The sequence below is a fragment of the Citrobacter sp. S-77 genome (genome assembly GCF_963864895.1).
GTDB classification, from domain to species: Bacteria; Pseudomonadota; Gammaproteobacteria; order Enterobacterales; family Enterobacteriaceae; genus Citrobacter; species Citrobacter murliniae.
This window is the reverse complement of sequence record NZ_CAWLWU010000002.1, coordinates 284,507-306,045: the sequence shown is the minus strand read 5'-3', so window position 1 is coordinate 306,045 and position 21,539 is coordinate 284,507. Positions and strand designations below refer to the sequence as shown.

Annotated in this window: 22 protein-coding genes; 5 read left to right on the top strand and 17 right to left on the bottom strand. The window is 52.2% G+C overall.

Annotation, left to right across the window (positions count from 1 at the left end; genetic code table 11):
• The first annotated feature begins 26 nt into the window (after nt 1-26).
• Nucleotides 27-491, top strand: a complete 465-nt coding sequence (nrdG, locus tag AACS05_RS02145) for an anaerobic ribonucleoside-triphosphate reductase-activating protein (RefSeq protein WP_045439159.1) — start codon at nt 27-29, stop codon at nt 489-491.
• A 34-nt stretch (nt 492-525) separates the two neighbouring features.
• On the opposite strand, the gene AACS05_RS02140 is transcribed toward nrdG, so the two are convergent.
• The 11 genes from AACS05_RS02140 to pmbA all read right to left on the bottom strand — a co-directional run bounded on the left by AACS05_RS02140 (nt 526) and on the right by pmbA (nt 10,178).
• Nucleotides 526-2,439 carry a BglG family transcription antiterminator gene (locus AACS05_RS02140; RefSeq protein WP_045439156.1) on the bottom strand — a complete coding sequence of 638 codons (1,914 nt, stop codon included), beginning with the start codon at nt 2,437-2,439 and terminating at the stop codon, nt 526-528.
• A 21-nt stretch (nt 2,440-2,460) separates the two neighbouring features.
• On the bottom strand, nt 2,461-3,201 hold the full coding sequence (gene dagF / locus AACS05_RS02135; RefSeq protein ID WP_045439154.1) for a 2-dehydro-3-deoxy-phosphogluconate aldolase: 741 nt from the start codon (nt 3,199-3,201) through the stop codon (nt 2,461-2,463).
• Nucleotides 3,198-4,316 (bottom strand): DgaE family pyridoxal phosphate-dependent ammonia lyase, encoded by a 1,119-nt coding sequence (locus AACS05_RS02130; RefSeq protein ID WP_045439151.1) that lies wholly within the window; start codon nt 4,314-4,316, stop codon nt 3,198-3,200. Before AACS05_RS02130 ends, dagF begins: the two co-directional genes overlap by 4 nt.
• The gene (locus AACS05_RS02125; protein WP_045439149.1) at nt 4,300-5,433 is read right to left on the bottom strand and encodes an amidohydrolase/deacetylase family metallohydrolase; all 1,134 of its coding nucleotides are present in this window, start codon (nt 5,431-5,433) and stop codon (nt 4,300-4,302) included. The genes AACS05_RS02130 and AACS05_RS02125 overlap by 17 nt, the downstream gene beginning before the upstream one ends.
• Nucleotides 5,434-5,495: 62 nt before the next feature.
• Complete coding sequence (locus AACS05_RS02120; protein ID WP_003830379.1) at nt 5,496-6,140, bottom strand: DUF4310 family protein; 645 nt, start codon at nt 6,138-6,140, stop codon at nt 5,496-5,498.
• 11 nt (nt 6,141-6,151) lie between these two features.
• Entirely contained in the window at nt 6,152-6,928 is a 777-nt protein-coding gene (locus AACS05_RS02115; protein ID WP_045439140.1) for a DUF4311 domain-containing protein, read from the bottom strand.
• Between the two features lie 22 nt (nt 6,929-6,950).
• Nucleotides 6,951-7,250 (bottom strand): DUF4312 family protein, encoded by a 300-nt coding sequence (locus AACS05_RS02110; RefSeq protein ID WP_045439135.1) that lies wholly within the window; start codon nt 7,248-7,250, stop codon nt 6,951-6,953.
• Between the two features lie 2 nt (nt 7,251-7,252).
• Entirely contained in the window at nt 7,253-7,615 is a 363-nt protein-coding gene (locus tag AACS05_RS02105; RefSeq protein WP_008786042.1) for an SFCGS family glycine-rich protein, read from the bottom strand.
• 10 nt (nt 7,616-7,625) lie between these two features.
• On the bottom strand, nt 7,626-7,964 hold the full coding sequence (locus AACS05_RS02100) for a glycine dehydrogenase (RefSeq protein ID WP_223306970.1): 339 nt from the start codon (nt 7,962-7,964) through the stop codon (nt 7,626-7,628).
• A gap of 314 nt (nt 7,965-8,278) precedes the next feature.
• Nucleotides 8,279-8,665 (bottom strand): cytochrome b562, encoded by a 387-nt coding sequence (gene cybC, locus AACS05_RS02095; RefSeq protein WP_045439122.1) that lies wholly within the window; start codon nt 8,663-8,665, stop codon nt 8,279-8,281.
• Between the two features lie 160 nt (nt 8,666-8,825).
• Nucleotides 8,826-10,178, bottom strand: a complete 1,353-nt coding sequence (gene pmbA, locus AACS05_RS02090; protein WP_045439120.1) for a metalloprotease PmbA — start codon at nt 10,176-10,178, stop codon at nt 8,826-8,828.
• A 93-nt stretch (nt 10,179-10,271) separates the two neighbouring features.
• Between pmbA and yjgA the strand changes: the two genes are divergently transcribed.
• Nucleotides 10,272-10,823, top strand: coding sequence for a ribosome biogenesis factor YjgA (gene yjgA / locus AACS05_RS02085; protein ID WP_045439118.1), 552 nt, complete (start codon nt 10,272-10,274; stop codon nt 10,821-10,823).
• A gap of 97 nt (nt 10,824-10,920) precedes the next feature.
• Here yjgA and mpl read toward each other — a convergent pair whose 3' ends face one another.
• The gene (mpl, locus tag AACS05_RS02080; RefSeq protein WP_045439115.1) at nt 10,921-12,306 is read right to left on the bottom strand and encodes a UDP-N-acetylmuramate:L-alanyl-gamma-D-glutamyl-meso-diaminopimelate ligase; all 1,386 of its coding nucleotides are present in this window, start codon (nt 12,304-12,306) and stop codon (nt 10,921-10,923) included.
• Between the two features lie 175 nt (nt 12,307-12,481).
• Here mpl and fbp point away from each other — a divergent pair, with 175 nt between their 5' ends.
• Nucleotides 12,482-13,480 carry a class 1 fructose-bisphosphatase gene (fbp, locus tag AACS05_RS02075; protein ID WP_045439113.1) on the top strand — a complete coding sequence of 333 codons (999 nt, stop codon included), beginning with the start codon at nt 12,482-12,484 and terminating at the stop codon, nt 13,478-13,480.
• Nucleotides 13,481-13,606: 126 nt separating this feature from the next.
• Here fbp and AACS05_RS02070 read toward each other — a convergent pair whose 3' ends face one another.
• The 5 genes from AACS05_RS02070 to ytfQ all read right to left on the bottom strand — a co-directional run bounded on the left by AACS05_RS02070 (nt 13,607) and on the right by ytfQ (nt 19,412).
• Entirely contained in the window at nt 13,607-14,719 is a 1,113-nt protein-coding gene (locus AACS05_RS02070; RefSeq protein WP_081918180.1) for a methyl-accepting chemotaxis protein, read from the bottom strand.
• A gap of 106 nt (nt 14,720-14,825) precedes the next feature.
• A complete protein-coding gene (gene yjfF, locus AACS05_RS02065; RefSeq protein WP_045439110.1) occupies nt 14,826-15,824 on the bottom strand; it encodes a galactofuranose ABC transporter, permease protein YjfF in 999 nt (332 codons plus the stop codon).
• On the bottom strand, nt 15,811-16,833 hold the full coding sequence (ytfT, locus tag AACS05_RS02060; protein WP_045439107.1) for a galactofuranose ABC transporter, ATP-binding protein YtfT: 1,023 nt from the start codon (nt 16,831-16,833) through the stop codon (nt 15,811-15,813). Before ytfT ends, yjfF begins: the two co-directional genes overlap by 14 nt.
• A 13-nt stretch (nt 16,834-16,846) precedes the next feature.
• Nucleotides 16,847-18,349 (bottom strand): galactofuranose ABC transporter, ATP-binding protein YtfR, encoded by a 1,503-nt coding sequence (gene ytfR / locus AACS05_RS02055; RefSeq protein WP_045439104.1) that lies wholly within the window; start codon nt 18,347-18,349, stop codon nt 16,847-16,849.
• Nucleotides 18,350-18,455: 106 nt separating this feature from the next.
• Entirely contained in the window at nt 18,456-19,412 is a 957-nt protein-coding gene (ytfQ, locus tag AACS05_RS02050) for a galactofuranose ABC transporter substrate-binding protein YtfQ (RefSeq protein ID WP_045439100.1), read from the bottom strand.
• Nucleotides 19,413-19,722: 310 nt separating this feature from the next.
• Between ytfQ and ppa the strand changes: the two genes are divergently transcribed.
• Complete coding sequence (gene ppa / locus AACS05_RS02045; protein WP_045439097.1) at nt 19,723-20,253, top strand: inorganic diphosphatase; 531 nt, start codon at nt 19,723-19,725, stop codon at nt 20,251-20,253.
• Between the two features lie 209 nt (nt 20,254-20,462).
• On the top strand, nt 20,463-21,533 hold the full coding sequence (gene yncE / locus AACS05_RS02040) for a 7-bladed beta-propeller protein YncE (RefSeq protein WP_045439095.1): 1,071 nt from the start codon (nt 20,463-20,465) through the stop codon (nt 21,531-21,533).
• The last annotated feature ends 6 nt before the right edge of the window (nt 21,534-21,539 follow it).

The following is a 21,539-nucleotide window of genomic DNA, read 5'->3' as shown; positions in this document are numbered from 1 at the left end:
AACGCCATCCGGCATGGTTAAGCGAAATGAATTATCACCAGTATTACCCTGTTGACATCGTCAACGGTCCCGGTACTCGCTGTACCCTGTTTGTTTCAGGGTGCGTGCACGAATGCCCTGGCTGCTATAACAAAAGCACCTGGCGGCTAAACTCCGGCCAGCCGTTTACCACAGAGATGGAAGACAAGATCATTGCCGATCTGAACGATACACGGATCCATCGTCAGGGGATCTCGCTGTCGGGCGGCGATCCACTTCATCCGCAAAACGTGCCGGATATTCTGAAACTGGTACAGCGCATTCACGCTGAGTGTCCGGGAAAAGATATCTGGGTGTGGACTGGTTACAAACTCGATGAGCTCAATGCCGAGCAAATGCGGGTGGTGGATCTCATCAACGTGCTGGTCGATGGTAAATTTGTTCAGGATCTCAAAGACCCGGCGCTTATCTGGCGCGGTAGCAGCAACCAGGTTGTGCATCATTTGCGCTAACACTTCAGGCGGATGATGTTCTGTTTTCCGCCTGTCAAAACCGGCTCACACACTCCATCGCGACTGCTTTGAATTCGTTAAAGTCACGGCAGGTACAGAGTCTTGCCATGGCGCGTTCGCGCAGAAAAGTAACGAAAATATCGTAGATTGCCATCGCCTCTTCGTACTCGCTTTTGCTGATGGCGAGTAAAAAGATCACGTGTGCGGTTTCATCTCCCCAGGCAATGCCCTGCGGAGCGAGGACCGTGTAGACCACCGTTTTCTTGGCCAGCAAACCGAGCGCGTGCGGTAGTGCAATGCCGTCACCCAGCATGGTGCTAACGATGGCCTCACGTTCCACCACCGAACTGACAAACTCCGCATCCACAAAACCTTCATCCTGCAACTGATGGCATAGTGTGTTGAACAGCGTCTGTTGATCCATTTGCCCGTCGACAATACGAAAATGCGTCGCATCGAAGTATTTGTCCAGCATCCATGGGCGGGTCCTGTCCACCAGCACCAGTTTACCAATTTGCTCCAGTTGATAATCTGTTGGAAACGGCGCAATCATCACTACGGGCTTATCTTTTTCGCTAATTCGCGCAGTAGAGATAACAAAGTCTTCGCTAATACTGTCCCGTTGTTCATAGTCTCGCAGCGTCACGGTACTTACAATTTCAATCTGTGAATACTTACGCGCCAGCACCGCTTCAATCATCCTTGCCATCGCATTTCCCGCATCACAGACCAGAAGTACACGGGGCTGTCGTTGGTAACCGATGTTGTAACTACGTTCCAGCCCAACACCAATATGCAGGACAAGGAAGCCAATCTCATTTTCACTGATCGTATACGGGGTGTATTTCCCCCATCCCGACACGGCAGCAAGTGTCATGTCCCATGCCATTGGATAGTGCTGTTTAATATTTTCCAGCAGCGGATTGGGGATCATGATCTGGTAGCGTACCCGGGTGATCATCGTCTTAATATGCGTTAGCAGGTCGGCATGCAGTTGCTGGTCATTCAGCAGGTTATAGTTGTACTGGGTGTTGATAAAACGCAGGATGTAATTAACCAGCGCCTCATCATCGTCAGCATTGATGGCACTGGGGGCGATCTCCTGAACCTGACGGGCAGCAATATGCACCTTCAGCCAGTTTTCTTCAAAAACGGAAAGCGGTTTATCTGCCAACTGGTGCAATACCGCCGCAATTTCCCGCGTAGCAAGGCACACCGCATGTTCGACTTCTTCTGCGGCGAACTCAGGAAGTGGATACCCCTCGCTAATCCTGCGTACCGCCACCGCACAATATAAGCGCAGAAAAAGCTCACCCTCATCGGTCAGGCTGATATGAAAACGGGAAAAAATATCCTGTAAAACAGGTTGCAACTGCTGCGGTACGCCAGCATTGAGCGCCTCTTCCATTACCAGCGGATGGGCAGGATCTTGCTGTGCCAGCGTCCACAGAAGATCGGTCAAACAGGCCCGAATCGCCATCTCGCTACCGAACAGCTTCATTCCATGCCGGGGGCGCGTTTCCAGCGTCAGATGATAACGTTGCAGGTGTTCACGCACCTCCGCCATGTCATTCTGCAGCGTCGCCCGACTGATGAACCATTCATCAGCTAAATCTTCCAACTTTAGCGAAAAAGCCGCTGTCAGAAAACGGACCACCAGCCAGTGAACCCGTTCCCGGCTGGTACGCGGTATACGCAACAGCTGCTCTGGTTGCTGCGTTTGCAACGCGTGATAACTTGCCGGATCGTCAATTTTAAGCTGGTAGCCGTTGCCCCGACTGAGAACAAACTGTGCGCCATACTGGGTGAGTAGCGTATTCAGCGCGGTGATATCCGCTCGTACAGTACGTGTGGAAACCGACAACCGCTGCGCCAGCTCATCCTGCGGCAGCGCCTCGTTTTGCAGCATGTCAAACAGCTGTGCTAAACGTTGGTTGGGGAATCGCACGTCTTTTTCCTCATCAGTCAGTTAACCTACACAGGCCCTGGTGATCGCCAGCAGCTGGCGTACATCATCCGGGCGAGTGTTTCCATTCACCTTATCAATAATAGAACTATAAATGTGAGGAATGATTTTGCTCACGCCTGCATCAAGCGCTATCTGCAGGATTTCCGCAAAGTTATCCAGGTCTATACCACCCGTTGGCTCCAGCCAGAAGTCATGCCGGGCGCAGGCTTCAGCCACAGCCTTGTACTCGTTACGGCACTTGAGACCGCCCATCGGGAAGTATTTAATCGAACTGCCGCCCATGTCTTTGAGCAGGGCGATAGCTGTTTCTAGTGGAACAATGCCATCCGGAGACTGGCTGCTCAGCGGCCCGGTGGAGATTTTGACCATACCAGGCGTTCCGGTAGGTGACACAAGACCATTGACCACCGTCTCATTCTGCCCCAGCAGCGCACGGCTGGTTGCCACGCCGGTAAAAACCTGGTTTACATGCTGTGGCTGTACCTGGCGGGAGATTTCACTGACCATCGCCGACTGGTTGGGATCACCGGCTCCCAGGCCCACGGAGAGCGCATTGTCAATAAGCGCCGCATATTCGCGCATATCCGCCACAGCGCTTTCAACATCCGGGTAATTTTTAGAGAGCACGCCGACCAGCACATGGCCTTCAGCCGCCGCATAAATATCCCGGGCATTCTCTTTGGAACCCGCCAGCACGTTCAGGCAAACGCGATCGCGATAAAAGTTAGGGGTCAGTTTCATGCTTTTTTCTCCTGCCGGGTCACGTCACCAATACGACGCGCCACAATCTCCAGTTGTGCGCGATCGACGCTGCGCACATCCGCTTCAATAATCCCTTCGTTGGCTTTATAGCCACGGAAATAAATCGCGTACTCACCCTGTTTAAGCGCATCAACCAGTTCACCCGTGGCGATACCGGTCACCGCTTCGTCAAACTTAATCTCTGCACGGGCGATGTCGCGTCCTGCGCTATCCCATACCACGCGGGCGCTAACGCCATTAAAGGTATTCAGCGTATTGATAAATGGTGTCATTTTTTCCACCATTTCCGCGCCGCTCTCTTTCTGCGCGTTCAGATAGAGTTCAATGGCACAGGTCAGACCGAGAATGCCTTCTTTGCCGACCTTCATTGCCCTCCCAATACCCGCTGTCTGGCGTTTTACCCACTCGACATACTGAGTTTTGCCGATCACCAGACCGCTGGTTGGCCCTTCAATGGCTTTCGCACCGCTATAAATCACCAGGTCCGCGCCAACACGGTAATAGCATTGCAAATCTTCTTCCGCCGCCGCATCGACAATCAGCGGCAAGTTATGCGTACGCGCTACCACTGCGGCCTGCTCCACACTGAGCATGCTTTTCTGCACACAGTGGTGGGATTTGATATACAGAATGGCCGCCGTGCGTGGTGTAATAGCGGCTGCCAGTTGTGCCGCAGAGCATTCGTTAGCGTAACCCGCCTCCACCAACTTACCGCCGCCAAGCGCCACCATGCTGCCAACCGGTGCGCCAAAGTTGACGTTGTGTCCTCTTGGCAGCACGATTTCATTGTTGTCAATTGGCGTAACGTGCAGATTTTCCAGCAGCCAGTCACTGTCCTTAACCAACACAGCGGCAACCGACAGGGCAATCCCTGCCGAAGCGCAGGAGACGACCGTAGCCCCCTCTACTTCCAGTAGCTTTGCGATGTAGTCTCCTGTTTTGTTGACCAGATCTTTCATCTCAAAGTACTGATTCATCCCTTCCATCGCGGCCTGTACTACCTCCGGGCGCGGCGTGGAAACACCGAGCGCCGTCATGCGACCTGAAGTGTTAATCACCTGTTTTAAATCGTATTTTTCAAAAATCGAAGACATGTTCTGCGCTCCCTTGTTCGGTCATATAACCCTTGCCCGCACGTATTGCGGCAAGCGGCACCAGCAGTTGATCTGCCTGTAAGCTGTCTTTTTCTGCATCGACCAGCACGGCTGGCTGGCGTTTAAGCATAAAGAGGGTGAGATCAGCATCCTGACCGACCTGAAGTCGGCCTTTGTTTTTCAAACGCAGACCGTCAGCAGCATTGGCGGTCACGCAGTCAATAACCTGCGGTAGCGACATGCCGATGGCGAGAAACTTGGACATCACATTGGCAAGCGAATACACCGGGCCGCTGATGCGATTACGGCAATAGATGTCTGAGCTGATGGTATGCGGCAGAATGCCTAAACTGATGGCGCGCTTCGCGACCGCAAAGCTCAAGCTGGCGGTGCCGTGCCCGACATCAAGGCGAACACCACGCGCGAGAGCCTGCGACACCGAGGCTCGCAGCTCGCCTTCTGGCGTCAGAATGCGGTTCGGTTTGCCGTTGTAACAGTGAGTAATGATATCGCCCGCCGCCAGGCGCTCGGCAATTTCATCCAGATCCGGCGGGTTATTACCAATATGTACCATCAACGGCAAGTCGCCGTTTTCGGCCTGCATCACTTTGGCATGCTCCAGCGGCGTAATGCCGTTTTCACCGACCACGCTGCTGCTCATCCGCGCCTTCAGGCCGACGATAAAATCAGGGTAGCGGTTGACCGCCTGTCGCACCGCATCGGCATCAATGTTGGTCATGTTCGCCAGTTCATTTTGGGCGATAAGTCCAACGCGAGAGATATTCAGTAGCGCATAAACATCAGTGATCGCTTCACGAGTCAGCGTGTAAAAATCGTCAATATCATCAGCCCCGGTACTACCCGCATCGACCACCGTGGTGACGCCGGTGGCAATACCGACGCTGTCTGGCTGGTCATGATAAATCGGGGATTTCGGGTAGCAGTGGACGTGAGAATCAATCCAGCCTGCGCTGACGTAGCACTCGCCGCGTAAGTCGATGGTTTTCGCCGCCGGGCTATCAACATCGCCCAGCGCCGCAATTTTGCCGTCTTTGAGAGCAATATCGCTCACCGTATCGTCAACCAGACGCGCATGGCGCAGGAGTAAATCAAACATCGTTCTCTCCTTTGCCGGACAGGGCTGAGTAATCGCTCTGTCCGGCCTACAAAACAGCAGTGTTAGCTAATCGCAATCGGGAAGATTGATCCCAAAATCATCGCACCGAGGATCGCCCCGCCAGTGATCGGTTTTTGCCACAGGTAAAACAGCAGCGCACCCGCCAGGGAGCCGATACCGATAGGGATGGAGGCAGTCATCGCACTGAGAATGATCAACGGCCCAAGGAAGCGACCAGAGGCGTTACCGGCCCCCATCATTACGTCAGCGCCATAGGTCGAGTCGCTCTGATTGATGGTGAACTTACGCGCCAGAATGATGATGTAGCCAATCGCCAGGCCAATCACCAGACCCGTGACCAACGAGGCGGCAAAGTTCGCTACCGGGAAAATAATGCCCGCGCCCAGCAACAATGCCGGGACGCCCAGGCCAACACCGGTCTGAATCGCCCCACCGATATCAAGGATCCCTACCAGCGAACCTTCAATGATTCGGGCAAACAGGAAACTTGCGCCAAACGCCGCAACCGCGCCGTAGGATCCGGTGTCCATTCCCGCTTTCAGCATCGCCACAAATGCCACTTCGTTAAATGCGCCGATGCCGTACAGGTAGTACATGTGCGTTCCGGCAAAGACACCGGAGGAGAGCAGGCCAACGAAGATCGGGAACGACCAGTCGGCAAACCAAAAACCTTTATTCTGTTCCATGATGACCTCCGTTATTTGCCGCTGAGCGAGTTGTGGATCAGTTCGAGCCAGTTCGGCACGGTCAGATGGAAGGATTCGATCATCTTCATATCGAAGCCGCGGAAGAAGCCGCTCAGGACGAACAACGCGACGATAGCGACCATCATCACTTTGGTGACGTGGTTCCAGCCGCTCTCTTCTACGCCTTTACCAATCAGAATACCGAGTACCAGACCCGGTACCGCATTACCCATAATGAGCTGTGCTGCACCACCAAAGACTGTCGCCCAGAAACCGGATTTCTTACCGGCATCAATAGCCGCCAGCCAGAAGATCACCGGCATCACGGTATTGACCAGCAGGTTTGCCGCAGGAACCAACACCTTAACAGCGGTAACCTGCAATGCTTCCGGTACGGATGAAGCGGTCAGGTTCAGAAAGGTCACGACGATCATGCCGATAACGCCACAGGCAATCGCCATGCGTTTAGGGTCATGCAGCGTTTCACCGACATTACGGTTTTTCAGCATCAACGCCGCCGCGCCCCAGTTAGGAATGATGCGGTGATCGACATCCTGAGTGAACGCGCCGGCCGCCACGGATGATGCCCAGGCGTTGAAGAAGAAACCCAGACCAAATGAGAAGTGAGAAGCCGGATCCCCTTCGCAGGAATTCAGTTCTCCCAGGGTACGAAATGCGCCCATCCCCTGAGTGGTAGGCGCATGAAACATGCGTGCAGCCCCAGCGCCGACACCCACGCCAACCAGCGCGCCGATGATGAGCGATTTTATTAATATTATCAGGAACATATTTATGCCTTTTAATAGTAAATCAGCGTTGCGTGACGAAATCCACCTTGTCGAGATTGATGGCAGTCACGTTGACGGTCACATCCAGCTCCACGCTGAAAGTGCGTCTTTCCCGGCGCATAAAGAAGAATAAAAATGCCTCTTTACGCACCGATTCACGCGCTTGAACAACCTGCACATCCTGTGGCTCAATACGCAGTAAGATATGCGGCGATGCCTTCATCACCGCAGCCTGAACATGATTCAGGGCATCAGCAAAGGCGCGTGCTTTCGTGTCGCCTTTGCCGGTAACTCTCACCGTCGTGGTGAATTGCTCTTTCATACTCAGGCGCCGTATTTCTTTTGCCACGCCTGTACCAGACGCTCGCCCAGTTCTTCCTTATCCATAAAGCCAAAGCCCAGCACGTTGCAGCCTTCGTTAATGGCGGTCACACCCTCATCCACTGAGCGCATGCCGTATTTTGCTTTGTAGCCATATTTGGTCTGCGCAGTGATGGCTCCCGCGCCGCCGCTGCCACAAAAAGAGATGCCAAAGGTGGCGTTTTCCGCTTTCATAACGTCGCCCAGTTTCATATCTGCCGCCACACCCGGCACCACGACCGCACGACCACCAGCTTTCTCAACGCCTGCCGCCACTTTCTGGCCCTTACCCAGACGATCGCCAATCACCACAGTAATCTGTTCCATCTTTTGCTCCTTAAAGGTTATCTTTCGCGACTTCGAAATGTACCGACAGCAGCCAGGCCTCTTCTTCTGGAAGATTGCCAAACTCAGCTACGACGTCGCGGGCAAGCGCCATTGATTCGGCAGAAATTTCATCAAATAGGCTGGCATCAACGTCTGGCAAGGGTTCCCCCGTCACCGAGCGGTGCGCCATGGCGCGAACATGCGACGTCAGCATTTGTTCCTGTACGGCGTTGGGGATGATGTGGCGTTCACGCAACAGGGCATATACCTGCGCCAGCATGCGATCGGCCAGTTCACCAGACGGTGTCACCGGTTCCCCCATGTCATTCATTGCAACTCCGTTATTCACTCGTTTCACCCCACTCATGGCTATGAGGGTAAACTAGCGTTGGAGGTTAAAAGTTTGTAGCGAGTTGTTTTCCACTTCGAAGTGGAAAGGCGAGCAGCGATAGTGATCTGTGCCACAGAAAAGACGGAATTGACGATTAATAACCAGCATAACGTGATGGGGATCGCAGGAGATTGCAGGTAAAGCACAAGCGGAAGGAATAACGGTCTGACGTTAAAAGTTAAAAAATGTGATGGGCATAACGTTTACTTATGGAGGGAATCTGATGGGTATGTCTTACCCGACCTACGTAGTCTGTAGGCCGGATAAATAAATCAACGGTACTTCTTATGGTAAGCATTGCGGGTGGATTTCAGCTCTTCCGCTACTGCCTTCGCCTCTTTGACTTTACCTTCGTTCGCCAGTTTTAACGCACCGTCAATCTGACCGATCAACGTGTCAAAACCGTGGCGGAAATCTTTCATCTCCGGGCTGTCCGGGGATTTGCTTTCCAGCTTCGGCGGCGTTCCTTTTTGTGCGTCCTGTGCGGCTGCACGCATTTTGGTTAACGCACCTTTGAGTTCAGTCGCATTATCCGTTTTTTCGACGATCTTCAGGTTATCGTTGAGGATCCCCATGTCGTCTTCGAGATCGGCAGCAAACGCAGAAGAGCCAAGAACCAGCGTTGAAGCCGCGATGATCGCTAACAGGTGTTTACGCATTGCTCACTTCCTTTTTATTATTAAAAAATAACGCCCGATACCCTAAATAATCCGAGTTGCAGGCAAGCGGCAAGCGTGTGAATCCCGGCCATTTACATAAGTAAGTGACTGGGATGAACGCGTAAAACCAACACACCTGTAGCTTGAAGTATGAAGGGTATTATTGACCGGCGATCTTCATCTCCGGCAACAGTACAGAACCACACTGTATATTACTGCGCGTTTCAATATCGTTCCCTACGGTCACAATATTGCGCCACATCTCTTTTAAGTTACCGGCAATGGTAATTTCACTTACCGGATACTGAATTTCACCGTTTTCGACCCAGAAGCCAGCCGCACCGCGAGAGTAATCGCCGGTAATACCACTTACGCCCTGCCCCATCAGTTCGGTAACAACCAGGCCAGTGCCCATCTCTTTGAGCAACTGCTCGAAGCTTAGCCCTTGTCCGGGAATACGCCAGTTGTGAATGCCGCCAGCATGACCGGTGCTTTTCAGCCCCAGTTTACGGGCAGAATAGTTGGTCAACAGCCACTGAGTCAGTACACCATCTTTGATAATGTCACGACGCTCGGTACGCACGCCTTCACTGTCGAACGGTGAGGATGCCAGCCCTTTCAACAGATGCGGGTGTTCTTCAATGGTCAGCCATTCCGGCAGGATCTGTTTGCCCAGTGAATCCAGCAGGAAGGTGGATTTGCGATACACCGAGCCGCCTGCAATAGCGCCGACCAGATGTCCAAACAGTCCGGTCGCTACTTCGTTCGCAAAAATAACCGGTGCTTTCATGGTGGACAGCTTACGCGGCGACAGGCGAGATAAGGTGCGACGGGCACAGTCTGCGCCGACCCACTCCGGCGTTTGCAGATCGCCAATTGCACGGCCAATGGTATAGGCATAATCGCGTTCCATATCGCCGTTCTCTTCAGCGATAACGCAGCTGGAAAGTGAATGACGCGTGGAGCAGTAACCCTGTAGCATGCCATGGCTGTTACCAAAAACTTTGATGCCATAGTGGCTATTAAAACTGCCGCCTTCGGTGTTAGTAATGCGCTTATCGGCCTGTAACGCAGCCTGTTCAGCACGCGCGGCCAATTCAATAGCTTCATCAGGCGACACTTCTGCCGGGTGGAACAGATCTAAATCTGGCGCATCAAATGCCAGCAGCTCTTTATCTGCCACGCCCGCGCACGGGTCCGGCGAGGTGTAACGGGCGATATCCAGCGCGGCCTGCACGGTACGTGCGATAGCCTGCGGGCTTAAATCAGTGGATGATGCGCTCCCTTTACGGTTCTGGTGATAAACCGTAATGCCAAGAGCACCATCACTATTGAATTCTACGTTCTCCACTTCACCATAACGGGTGCTGACGCTAATACCCGTGGTCTTGCTTACAGCGACTTCCGCGCCATCCGACTGACCTGACGCTAGCTCCAGTGCTGTCGAGACCGCTTCTTCCAGAATCTTACGCTGCGCTTCAACTTGTGAGATTACTTTCATCGCAAATGCCATAATGTAGAGAGTTTCTCTGAAGTCTAACAGAGAACCGTTTTTCAGTGCGCATCTTAACTGGTAACATTAGCCTCTTTTTTTAAGGAGCCTGACATGACTAAGCAGCCCGAAGACTGGCTCGACGACGTTCCCGGTGATGACATCGAAGACGAAGACGATGAAATTATCTGGGTCAGTAAAAGTGAAATTAAGCGTGACGCCGAGGAGTTAAAGCGCCTGGGCGTAGAACTGGTAGAACTGGGGAAAAACGCGCTGGATAAAATCCCGCTCGATGCGGATCTGCGTGCCGCCATTGAACTGGCGCAGCGTATCAAGATGGAAGGCCGTCGCCGCCAGTTGCAGCTGATTGGTAAAATGCTGCGCCAGCGGGATGTCGATCCTATTCGCCAGGCGCTGGATAAGCTGAAAAACCGTCATAACCAACAGGTTGTGCTGTTTCACAAACTTGAACAGTTGCGCGATCGTTTGATCGTTGAAGGTGATGACGCGGTAGCAGAAGTACTGAGCCTGTGGCCAAACGCCGACCGTCAGCAGCTTCGTTCTCTGGTTCGCAATGCGAAGAAAGAGAAAGAAGGCAATAAACCGCCGAAATCAGCGCGTCAGATCTTCCAGTATCTGCGTGAGCTGGCTGAAAACGAAGCATAATTTCATGCGTTGAAAGTGCCAGATAACTGCGTCAATGCCTTATCTGGCCTACAGTCAATTACATGCCCGGTAAGCGGCCACGCTACCGGGCATTCTCTTACTCTTCCGCTTCTGCTTCTGCTTGCGCTTTCTTCGCCAGACCATCCAACAGTTTTTGATGGATGCCGCCAAACCCGCCGTTGCTCATCACCAGAATGTGATCGCCAGGCTGCGCGGTTTTCACCACCATATCAGCCAGCGTATCAACATCTCCGCTCCAGTGAGCAGGCTGGACACAGGCTTCTGCTACTTCAGAGACCAACCACGGAATATGTGGTGGTTGCAGCAGGAATACTTCGTCCGCACGTCCTAACGAAGGTGCCAGATCGTCTTTGCACAACCCCATTTTCATGGTGTTAGACCGAGGTTCCAGCACAGCAATGATACGCGCCGTACCGCCGACTTTACCGCGCAGTGCCGCGAGGGTAGCCAGAATCGCCGTTGGGTGATGGGCGAAATCGTCATACACCGTCACGCCATTAGCTTCACCGCGTAGCTCAAGACGACGGCGGGCATTGATGAACGATCCCAGTGCGTTGGCCGCATCCGCTGGCGTCACACCAACGTGACGGGCCGCCGCAATCGCCATCAGGCCGTTGTGCATGTTGTGTTCACCCACCAGGCCCCATTTCACAACACCGGCTTTTTCACCGTCCAGCCACACTTCCCACTCGGAAGCATCAGTAGTCAGTTTTTTCGCCTGCCAGTGTCCCTGCTCGCCGACCAGTTCCTGTTCACTCCAGCATCCCATCGCCATCGTCTGTTTCAGATTGATGTCGTTTTCCGGGAAGATGATGCGACCCTGACCCGGCACAATACGCACCAGATGGTGGAACTGTTTCTGAATCGCTTTCAGATCGTCAAAGATGTCTGCGTGATCAAACTCAAGGTTGTTGAGGATCAGCGTTCGCGGGCAGTAATGCACAAACTTGGAACGCTTATCAAAGAACGCGCAGTCGTACTCATCCGCTTCAATGACAAAAAAGTCGCTTTCGCCCAGACGAGCAGAAACCTCAAAATTACCTGGTACGCCACCAATGACAAACCCCGGCTTATAACCGCAGGCTTCCAGAATCCAGGTCGCCATCCCTGCCGTGGTGGTTTTACCGTGTGTCCCCGCCACCGCCAGTACCCAGCGATCGCGCAGAACAAAGTCATGCAGCCACTGCGGACCGGACATGTACGGAATATTCTTCTCAAGCACCGCTTCCACGCACGGATTGCCACGAGTCATGGCGTTACCGATGATCACCAAATCCGGCTGTGGGTCGAGCTGGCTGGCATCGTAACCCTGAATCAGGTCAATGCCCTGCTTCTCAAGTAAAGTACTCATCGGCGGATACACATTGGCGTCCGAACCCGTTACTTCATGGCCGAGCGAACGCGCCAGCATCGCCAGACCGCCCATGAAGGTGCCACAAATTCCCAAAATATGAATGCGCATACGTCACTATCCTTTTTTAATCTGGGGGCCATTTTACGCACATGTCTGGCAAGTGAGAAACGCATTTCAGGATATTCCGTAGTTTGCTGGCGCGATTCACCTGAGCGCGATAGCTGAAATATTTGTTAATATTGTTGCGGTCGCTTTACTCCACATAAATTGCAGGGAAAGTGTTATGAAAACGTTAGGTGAATTTATTGTCGAAAAGCAGCACGAGTTTTCTCATGCTACCGGTGAACTCACTGCTTTGTTGTCGGCAATAAAGCTGGGCGCCAAGATCATCCACCGCGATATCAATAAGGCCGGTCTGGTCGATATCCTGGGTGCCAGCGGTGCAGAAAACGTGCAGGGAGAGGTACAGCAAAAACTCGATCTGTTTGCGAACGAAAAACTGAAAGCAGCACTGAAGGCTCGTGATATTGTCGCAGGCATCGCCTCCGAAGAAGAAGATGAAATCGTCGTCTTTGAAGGTTGTGAACACGCAAAATATGTCGTGCTAATGGATCCGCTGGATGGCTCATCCAACATCGATGTTAACGTCTCCGTCGGTACGATTTTCTCTATTTACCGCCGCGTAACTCCTGTCGGCACACCGGTCACGGAAGAGGATTTCCTGCAGCCGGGTAACAAGCAAGTTGCTGCGGGCTATGTTGTTTATGGTTCATCCACCATGCTGGTGTACACCACTGGTTGTGGCGTACACGCCTTCACCTACGATCCTTCTCTGGGCGTATTTTGCCTCAGCCAGGAACGTATGCGCTTCCCGGCAAAAGGAAGCACCTACTCCATTAACGAAGGCAACTACATCAAATTCCCGAATGGCGTGAAGAAGTATATTAAATTCTGCCAGGAAGAAGATAAGGCCACTCAGCGCCCGTACACCTCGCGCTATATTGGATCTCTGGTCGCAGATTTCCACCGCAACCTGCTGAAAGGCGGGATCTACCTGTATCCAAGCACCGCCAGCCACCCGCAAGGGAAACTGCGTCTGCTGTACGAATGCAACCCAATGGCCTTCCTGGCCGAGCAAGCGGGCGGCAAGGCGAGCGATGGCAAAGATCGTATTCTGGATATCACCCCAGAAAGCCTGCACCAGCGTCGCTCGTTCTTCGTAGGTAATGACCATATGGTTGAAGATGTAGAACGCTTTATCCGTGAGTTCCCGGACGCGTAAACGCAACATCCCGGTCTACACCACGTTGTAGGCCGGATAAGCGAAGCGCCATCCGCGCACGATACGGTAATATTGCCGGATGGCGGCGTAAACGCCTTTATCCGGCCTACAAAATCCATAGCCCGATTACGACACCTGCAACCGGAACGCCGCCATCGCCTCCAACAGTGCATGTGACTGCTCTTCCAGTGAGCGAGTAGCCGCCGAAGATTGCTGTACCAACGCCGCATTCTGCTGCGCCGTTTCATCCATCTGGCTCACGGCAATGTTCACCTGTTCAATCCCGCGGCTCTGTTCCTGGGAAGCGCTGGCAATTTCACGCATTAGTTTAGTCATACGCATAACTTCAGTCGCAATCTCATCCATGGTTTCGCCCGCTTGCTGCGCCAGCTCACTTCCTTCTCCCACATGCGTGTGCGAGTCGCTGATTAAGGTACGGATCTCTTTTGCCGCTTCGGCACTGCGGCTGGCAAGATTGCGCACTTCTCCTGCTACCACCGCGAAACCACGCCCTTGCTCGCCAGCACGCGCCGCTTCAACAGAAGCATTCAGCGCCAGGATATTGGTCTGAAAAGCAATGCCATCGATTACGCTGAGGATGTCGGCGATACGACTGGAACTCCTGGAAATATCACGCATTTTTTCAATAACGTAGCACACCATTTCACTGCCCCGATCAGCGGTATCCGATACCGATTTTGCCATCTGATGCGCCTGTTCCGCGTTTTCCGCATTCTGTTTCACGGTCGCCGTTAGCTCTTCCATACTGGCGGCGGTCTGTTCCAGCGAGGTTGCGGTGGATTCTGTACGTTGTGCCAGGTGTTGGTTACCTGCGGTCAGTTCGCGACTGCCGAGATCAATTTGCGAGCTGGCATCACGTACGCGTTGCACAGAATCACCCAATGCATGACGCATTTCATCCATTGCAGTATTAAGGCGGTTGAATTCGGCACTGGCTGACAAGGCAGTAACGGGTGACAAATCGCCCGTCGCCAGACGCTCAAGCTGTTCCACAATGTTATCCAGAGGCTGCAGAAACTTATTTCGCAGCATAAACCAAATAACCGCCAGCAAAGCGATGGCAGCCAACATGGATATTCCCATAATACCGTGATAAATCAATGAAGTAATTACACGGGTTGCGGCATAAAGCCCCATCCCTCCAGTCAGCAACAGAAGAAAAGTCAGCAGAGACAATAACACCAACAAACTTGATCGAATTGAAAGGGATTTTGGCATCGTTATATTTCCGGTTGTAGGGATAAAACAGACCTGTACAGAACCTATCGACTACAACCGGAAAAAGTTTAGGCATTTAAATGTTTTCTATAAAATCATGATGTTACTATGGTGCCGCAGACGTGGTAACTCTGGTTACCGGTGAACTCTGACGGTTCTCCCACAACACAGTAAGACCCCGTTGCAAGGCAATAAAAATAAACAATAAAATGCCAATGGCGATTTTTGTCCACCATGAACTTAATGTGCCATCAAAATTAATGTAGGTCTGAATCAGCCCCTGAATGGCTACGCCAAACAGGGTTCCTAAAACCGTTCCCACTCCGCCGCTCAGCAGCGTACCGCCAATCACCACCGAGGCAATAGCATCCAGTTCTACGCCGACACCTGCCAGTGCATAACCTGCCTGGGTATAAATTGAAAAAACAATTCCGGCCAGCGTCGCCAACCCGGTAGACAACATATAGATGCGGATTGTCGTACTGCGGGTTGAGATCCCCATCAGGTTGGCAGAGGTGGCATTACCGCCGATAGCGTAAACCTGATTGCCAAACCGCGTACGGTGCGCAAGGAATATGCCGATCACCACCACAGCCAGCATCAGCAATCCCATCGCGCTTAGGCGACCGCCGCCGGGGATCTTCCATGCCAGGCTGGAGAGCGTGTCATAAACAGGATGGTTAATCGGGATTGATTCTTCGGAGACCAGATAGCTGACGCCGCGAAGGAAGAACATCCCCGCCAGAGTAATGATGAATGCCGGGATCTTCAGCGCATCAATTAACAACCCCATAAACGCACCGAATGCGCAGCCCATCAAAAGAATCAGGGGGAACGCCAGCAGAGGAGAAATTCCCCAGTAGCCAATGGCCTTTGCCAGAAATACGCCAGTAAAAGCAATCACTGAGCCGACGGAAAGATCGATCCCGCCAGAGAGAATGACGAAGGTCATACCAACAGCAATGATCCCTAAAAAAGCGTTATCAGTCAGGATATTGCATATCACTCGGGTAGAGGCAAAAGCCGGGAATTGCGTCAGACAGTAGAGATAGCCCAGCACAAAAACACCGAGGGTGATCATCAACGGTAAATTACGTTTTATCATGACCGCGCACTCCTTTTATCAGGCTGATAAAGCGTTGTGACTGCACGACCAGCACACACAACACGACAATGGCTTTGACCACCTGGTTCAGCTCCGGCTGGAAGCCCGAGAGTAAAATCCCGGTGTTCATCCCCTGAATAATGAGGGCTCCGACTACCGACAACAGCAGGTTGAAACGCCCTCCCATCAACGAGCCGCCGCCAATGACCACCGCCAGAATGGCATCTAACTCCAGCCATAATCCGGCATTATTAGCATCTGCCCCACGAATATCCGCAGTGACGATAATTCCGGCAATCGCTGCGCACAGGCCGCTCAGTACATAGGTGAGCATTACAATGATGCGGGTGTTCACCCCGGCGTTTTTCGCCGCGCGAATATTGATACCTACCGCTTCAATAAACATGCCCAGCGCCGTTTTGCGGGTCAACAGCCAGAATGCAACCAACGTCAGCAGCGCGATGATCACCGGCGTAGGGAACAGTAACAACGAGCCGCTGCCGAACCACGACAGATCGGGGGAATTGAAGGTGACGATCTGCCCTGAGGTGATCAACTGTGCAACTCCACGCCCGGCCACCATCAGGATAAGCGTCGCGACAAACGGTTGGATCTTGAGGATCGCCACCAGAATACCGTTCCACAATCCTGCCAGAATACCGGAGCCTAACGCAGCGAGCAGGACAATAGGTAAACTGTGTCCTGCGACTGTCATCGCAGCGGTGGTGGCGCCTGCAATGGCCATCACCGCACCAACAGAAAGATCGATACCGCCGGTGGCAATCACCAGCGTCATGCCAATCGCCAGCAGCGCTACGGGCGCAGCGCGGTTGAGAATATCAATAGGGCTACCGAACAGGCGGCCGTCCTGCAAAATCACCTGATAGAAGTGCGGTGCTACCAGGCTATCCACCAGCAACACCAACAGCAGCGCTACCAGCTGTGGCATTCCTTTTGGCCAGCGAAACCGTCGTTTAGGCGGAGTAGATTGGGGGAGAGATTGAGGCATCACAATAATCTCCTTAGGCCGCAATGGCGTTCATAATTGCCGGTACGGACAGTTCAGCCAGTGGGATCTCTGCCACCTGTTTGCGATCGCGCATAATAATGACCCGATCGGCATAACCCACCAGCTCTTCCAGTTCGGACGAAATAACCAGCAGAGCGAGGCCATCAGCGCACAGCGTTTCGATCAAGCGAATGATCTCCGCATGCGCACCGACGTCGATCCCACGCGTCGGTTCATCAAGGATCAAGAACTGTGGTTTAGTCAGTAGCCAGCGTGACAACAATACTTTTTGCTGATTACCGCCGGAGAGAAATTCGATCGGCTGTTCGGCGTTCGGCGTACGAATGCCGAGCTGGCGGATAAAGCGCTCGGCGATCTCGTTTTGTTCTTTACGGGGAATGGGCCGCAACCAGCCTCGCTGCGCCTGCAGGGCCAGAATGATATTTTCCCGCACCGAAGCAGCGGCAATAATGCCATCCGTTTTCCTGTCTTCCGGGCAAAAGCCGATCCCCAGGCACGAGGCCTGATGCGGCGATCGCAGGGTCTGCGGTTTACCTTTGATCAGCGCACTGCCACTGTCGGCAGGTTTAATACCGAAGATCACTTCCGCCGTTTCCGTCCGCCCCGAACCCAGCAACCCCGCCAGGCCAACGATCTCGCCGGGCCGAACCTGCAAATCAAAAGGTGCGATCGTGCCTTTCTTGCCAAAATTACTGAATGCCGCCACCGGCTTATCACTCAACAGCGTGCGACCTGCGCGCTGTAACGCATGGGTATCCAGCTCACGACCCAGCATCATTTTCACCAGTTCGATCTGTGGTAGTTCTCGTGTTTCACGGCAACCAACGAAGCCGCCGTTACGCAGAACGGTGATCCGATCGCTGACCTGATAAACCTGATCGAGAAAATGGGTGACGAAAATCAGGCTGACGCCGCGATCGCGCAGATGACGCATTAGTCCAAACAGCATTTCAACTTCCTGGGTATCCAGGCTGGCGGTGGGCTCATCAAGGATCAACACTTTCGCGGAGAGATCGATTGCCCGGCAGATGGCGACTATCTGCTGCATCGCGACGGAAAAGCGGTTAAGCGGTTCGCGAACGTCGAGAGAAAAACCGTAAGAGGCCATCAGCTCTGTCGCACGCTTTTCCATCTGTTTACGTTGCAACAGGCCAAAGCGCCGCGGTTCACGGCCAATAAACAGATTATCCGCTACCGACATATTGGGCAGCAGGTTCACTTCCTGATAAACGGTGCCAATCCCCAGTTGCTGGGCGTGGGCGGTATTTTTGGGGGAAATCGTCTGGCCTTCGAGCCAGATAGTGCCACGATCGGCATGGTAAACGCCGGTCAGCGCTTTGATCAGCGTCGATTTTCCGGCTCCGTTTTCTCCCAACAGCGCCATAATCTCGCCACGACGCAAGCTGAAATCCACGTTATCCAGCGCTTTGACGCCGGGAAAGAATTTACTTAATCCTTCGGTTCGGAGGATTTCCTGGTGCTGTTCGGTGGTCATGGTTCCCCCTCTATCAACTGCCGGATGGCGACGCTCGCATCTTATCCGGCCTACAATACACTCGCCTGTAGGCCGGCCATCCTGCATTGTTCCTCACGCTAACGACTTAGTAGCCCATGTTTTTCTTCTTCTCTAACTCTTCTTTGGCGGTATCAGGCAGATAGAGGATTGATTTGGTAATGGTCAGCTTCTCGGGCATCGTGCCGTCTTTTTTGAATTTCTCCAGCGCGTCGAATGCCGGACCAGCCATATTTGGCGTCAGCTCGACGCTGGCGTTGGCTTCGCCGTCAATCATCGCTTTATAGATATCCGGTACGCCGTCAATTGAACCGGTGAGAATATCTTTGCCCGGCTTCAGGCCTGCTTCTTTAATCGCCTGAATAGCCCCGATCACCATGTCATCGTTATGGGCGTAAACCATGCAGATGTTCTTGCCGTTGTTTTCCGCTTTGATAAAACTTTCCATAACTTCTTTACCTTTACTGCGGGTAAAGTCTCCGGACTGGGAGCGAATAATTTTGATATTTGGCGCGTTGGCAATGGCTTCAGCAAAGCCTTTTTTACGGTCAATTGCCACGCTGGCACCGACGGTCCCTTGCAGCTCAACGACGTTACATGGCTTGCCGTTCACTTCTTTAATCAACCAGTCGCCGATTAATTTACCTTCCAGCACGTTATCGGCGGTGACAGTGGTCATATAGAGAGATTTGTCTTTTACATCGATGGAACGATCGAGCAAAAAGACCGGAATTTCGGCATCTTTAGCTTCTTTTAATACTGGCTCCCAACCCGTTGCCACGATCGGTGCAATGAAGATGGCATCCACGCCCTGGGCAACGAATGAACGTACTGCTTTAATCTGGTTTTCCTGCTTTTGCTGACCGTCGGCGATTTTCAGCGTAATACCGCGCTTCTCGGCCTCGCTTTTCGCCACGTTGGTTTCTGCGGCGCGCCAGCCGGACTCAGACCCGACCTGCGAAAATCCTACGGTTAAAGGGGCTGCCATTGCCATAGACGACATGGCTGCTGAAACTGCTGTGACTAAAAGTAAGCGCTTCCACATAAGTGCGTCCTCGTAGGGTGATTATTGTTGATTAATAAACAGTCGCGAAAAAACTATAGACAATCGAGCATGTAACGAATTGAGTTACATCACACTTCAAAAAAGTAAATAAAACGTTAATCACAAGTTTGTAATCGCTTTCATTACCCTATGAAAAATGCGACTGAACTTATGGATTTTTCTGTCATGCAAACAGTGTGAAAAAGAGAAATTCAGAGGAACTAAATCGAAAAACAAGCGGAGACATTCAGCGCGAGTTGGCTATAATACCCGCCACTTGTTTGCCATAGCATATTTAAAGGAAACAGACATGAGCTTACTCAACGTCCCTGCCGGTAAAGATCTGCCGGAAGATATCTACGTTGTTATCGAGATCCCTGCGAACGCAGATCCGATCAAATACGAAGTTGACAAAGAGAGCGGCGCCCTGTTCGTTGACCGCTTCATGTCCACTGCGATGTTCTACCCATGCAACTACGGTTACATCAACCACACCCTGTCTCTGGATGGTGATCCGGTAGACGTTCTGGTCCCGACCCCGTACCCGCTGGAGCCAGGTTCAGTCATCCGCTGCCGTCCGGTTGGCGTACTGAAAATGACCGACGAATCCGGTGAAGATGCGAAACTGGTTGCAGTACCGCACACCAAACTGAGCAAAGAATACGATCACATCAAAGATGTGAACGACCTGCCGGACCTGCTGAAAGCGCAGATCACTCACTTCTTCGAGCACTATAAAGACCTCGAAGCGGGCAAATGGGTGAAAGTTGACGGTTGGGACAACGCAGAAGCTGCAAAAGCTGAAATCGTTGCATCCTTCGAGCGCGCCGCGAAGAAATAAGTTCGCTTGTGCTGATAGCCCTGAACACCATACTCTGGTTAGTAAGGGCTTTTTTATGTCTGTGCTTTCCCCCTTCCGTTTCCTCACGCAACCTGCTGGTTCCTTTTTGACCTACCAAATCGGGTAGTCACATTTCATTCATCTTATTTGCGAATAAGATTCGATCTCATTATCATTCGCAACACGTAAATAAATGTGAATAAACGTCAATGAACCTCCACAATGTGAAGTCCCTGAAATGCTATTCCGGTGTGGCCTTCGCCACAGCGCTGCTATTTACCACTCTGTCCGGTTACGCAGGTACGCTGCCTGAGAAAGATTTTCTGACCCGCGATGTCGGTAACGGCGTGTATGAACTGGCGGTTGATGGCCAACAGAATGCACTTTTTGCTGCCTCGTCGCCGTCGTTTGATAAGGATAAAACCAGTGGGCTGATCTATAAACTCGATCTGGAGAAACTCACCACCACGGAAGTTATTACTACCAGCCGTCGCGCTTTTGCTACCGCGCTGGATGCAGAAAATCATGTTCTGTATGTCGGAAATACGCTGGAAGGTTCAGTAACGCTAATCGATACCCGCAGCGGTAAAGAGCTGGCGATACTACAACTGAGCGAGACCAAAAGCCCGAAAGACATTGTCCATACCCGTGAAATGGTGCTCGATAAGCAACATCACCGTCTGTACATTTCCGGCGTTGCAGAAAAAGGAATTGTCTGGGTAGTAGATACGCAAAAGCGTGAAAAAATTGCCACTATTGAAAATATGGGTGAATACCCGACCGGCATGGCTGTTGATGCCGATAAAGATCGCCTGTATGTCGTTAATGGCAGAAACGAGTTGATTACTCTGGATACCACCAGCCATAAAATTATTAACCGCTTTACCATTGAACCTGCCAAAAAACATTTCTTCCTGAATATCGCTCTTGATGCGAAAAATAATCGTGCATTCCTCACCGATCCTGATCTCGCGGACGTACTGGTTGTCGATATTAATAACGGAAAAGTCATTGCGCCAATTAAGGTAATTAATTCTCTTGCCGTGTTATATAACGAAAAACGTCAGGAAGTTTACATCACCCACCGCAATGCAAAACGAGTCAGCATTGTGGACAGCAAGACCTATCAGGTGAAACAAAGCATTGAAACCAATGCATTACCAAATAGTCTTGCGCTATCGACAGATGCTAACTCCTTGTATGTCAGCGTAAAACAGCCAGAAAAAATGATTGGCGTGAAGCCCGACTATGTGCTGAAAATCGATCTCTCTAAATATTAATAATCA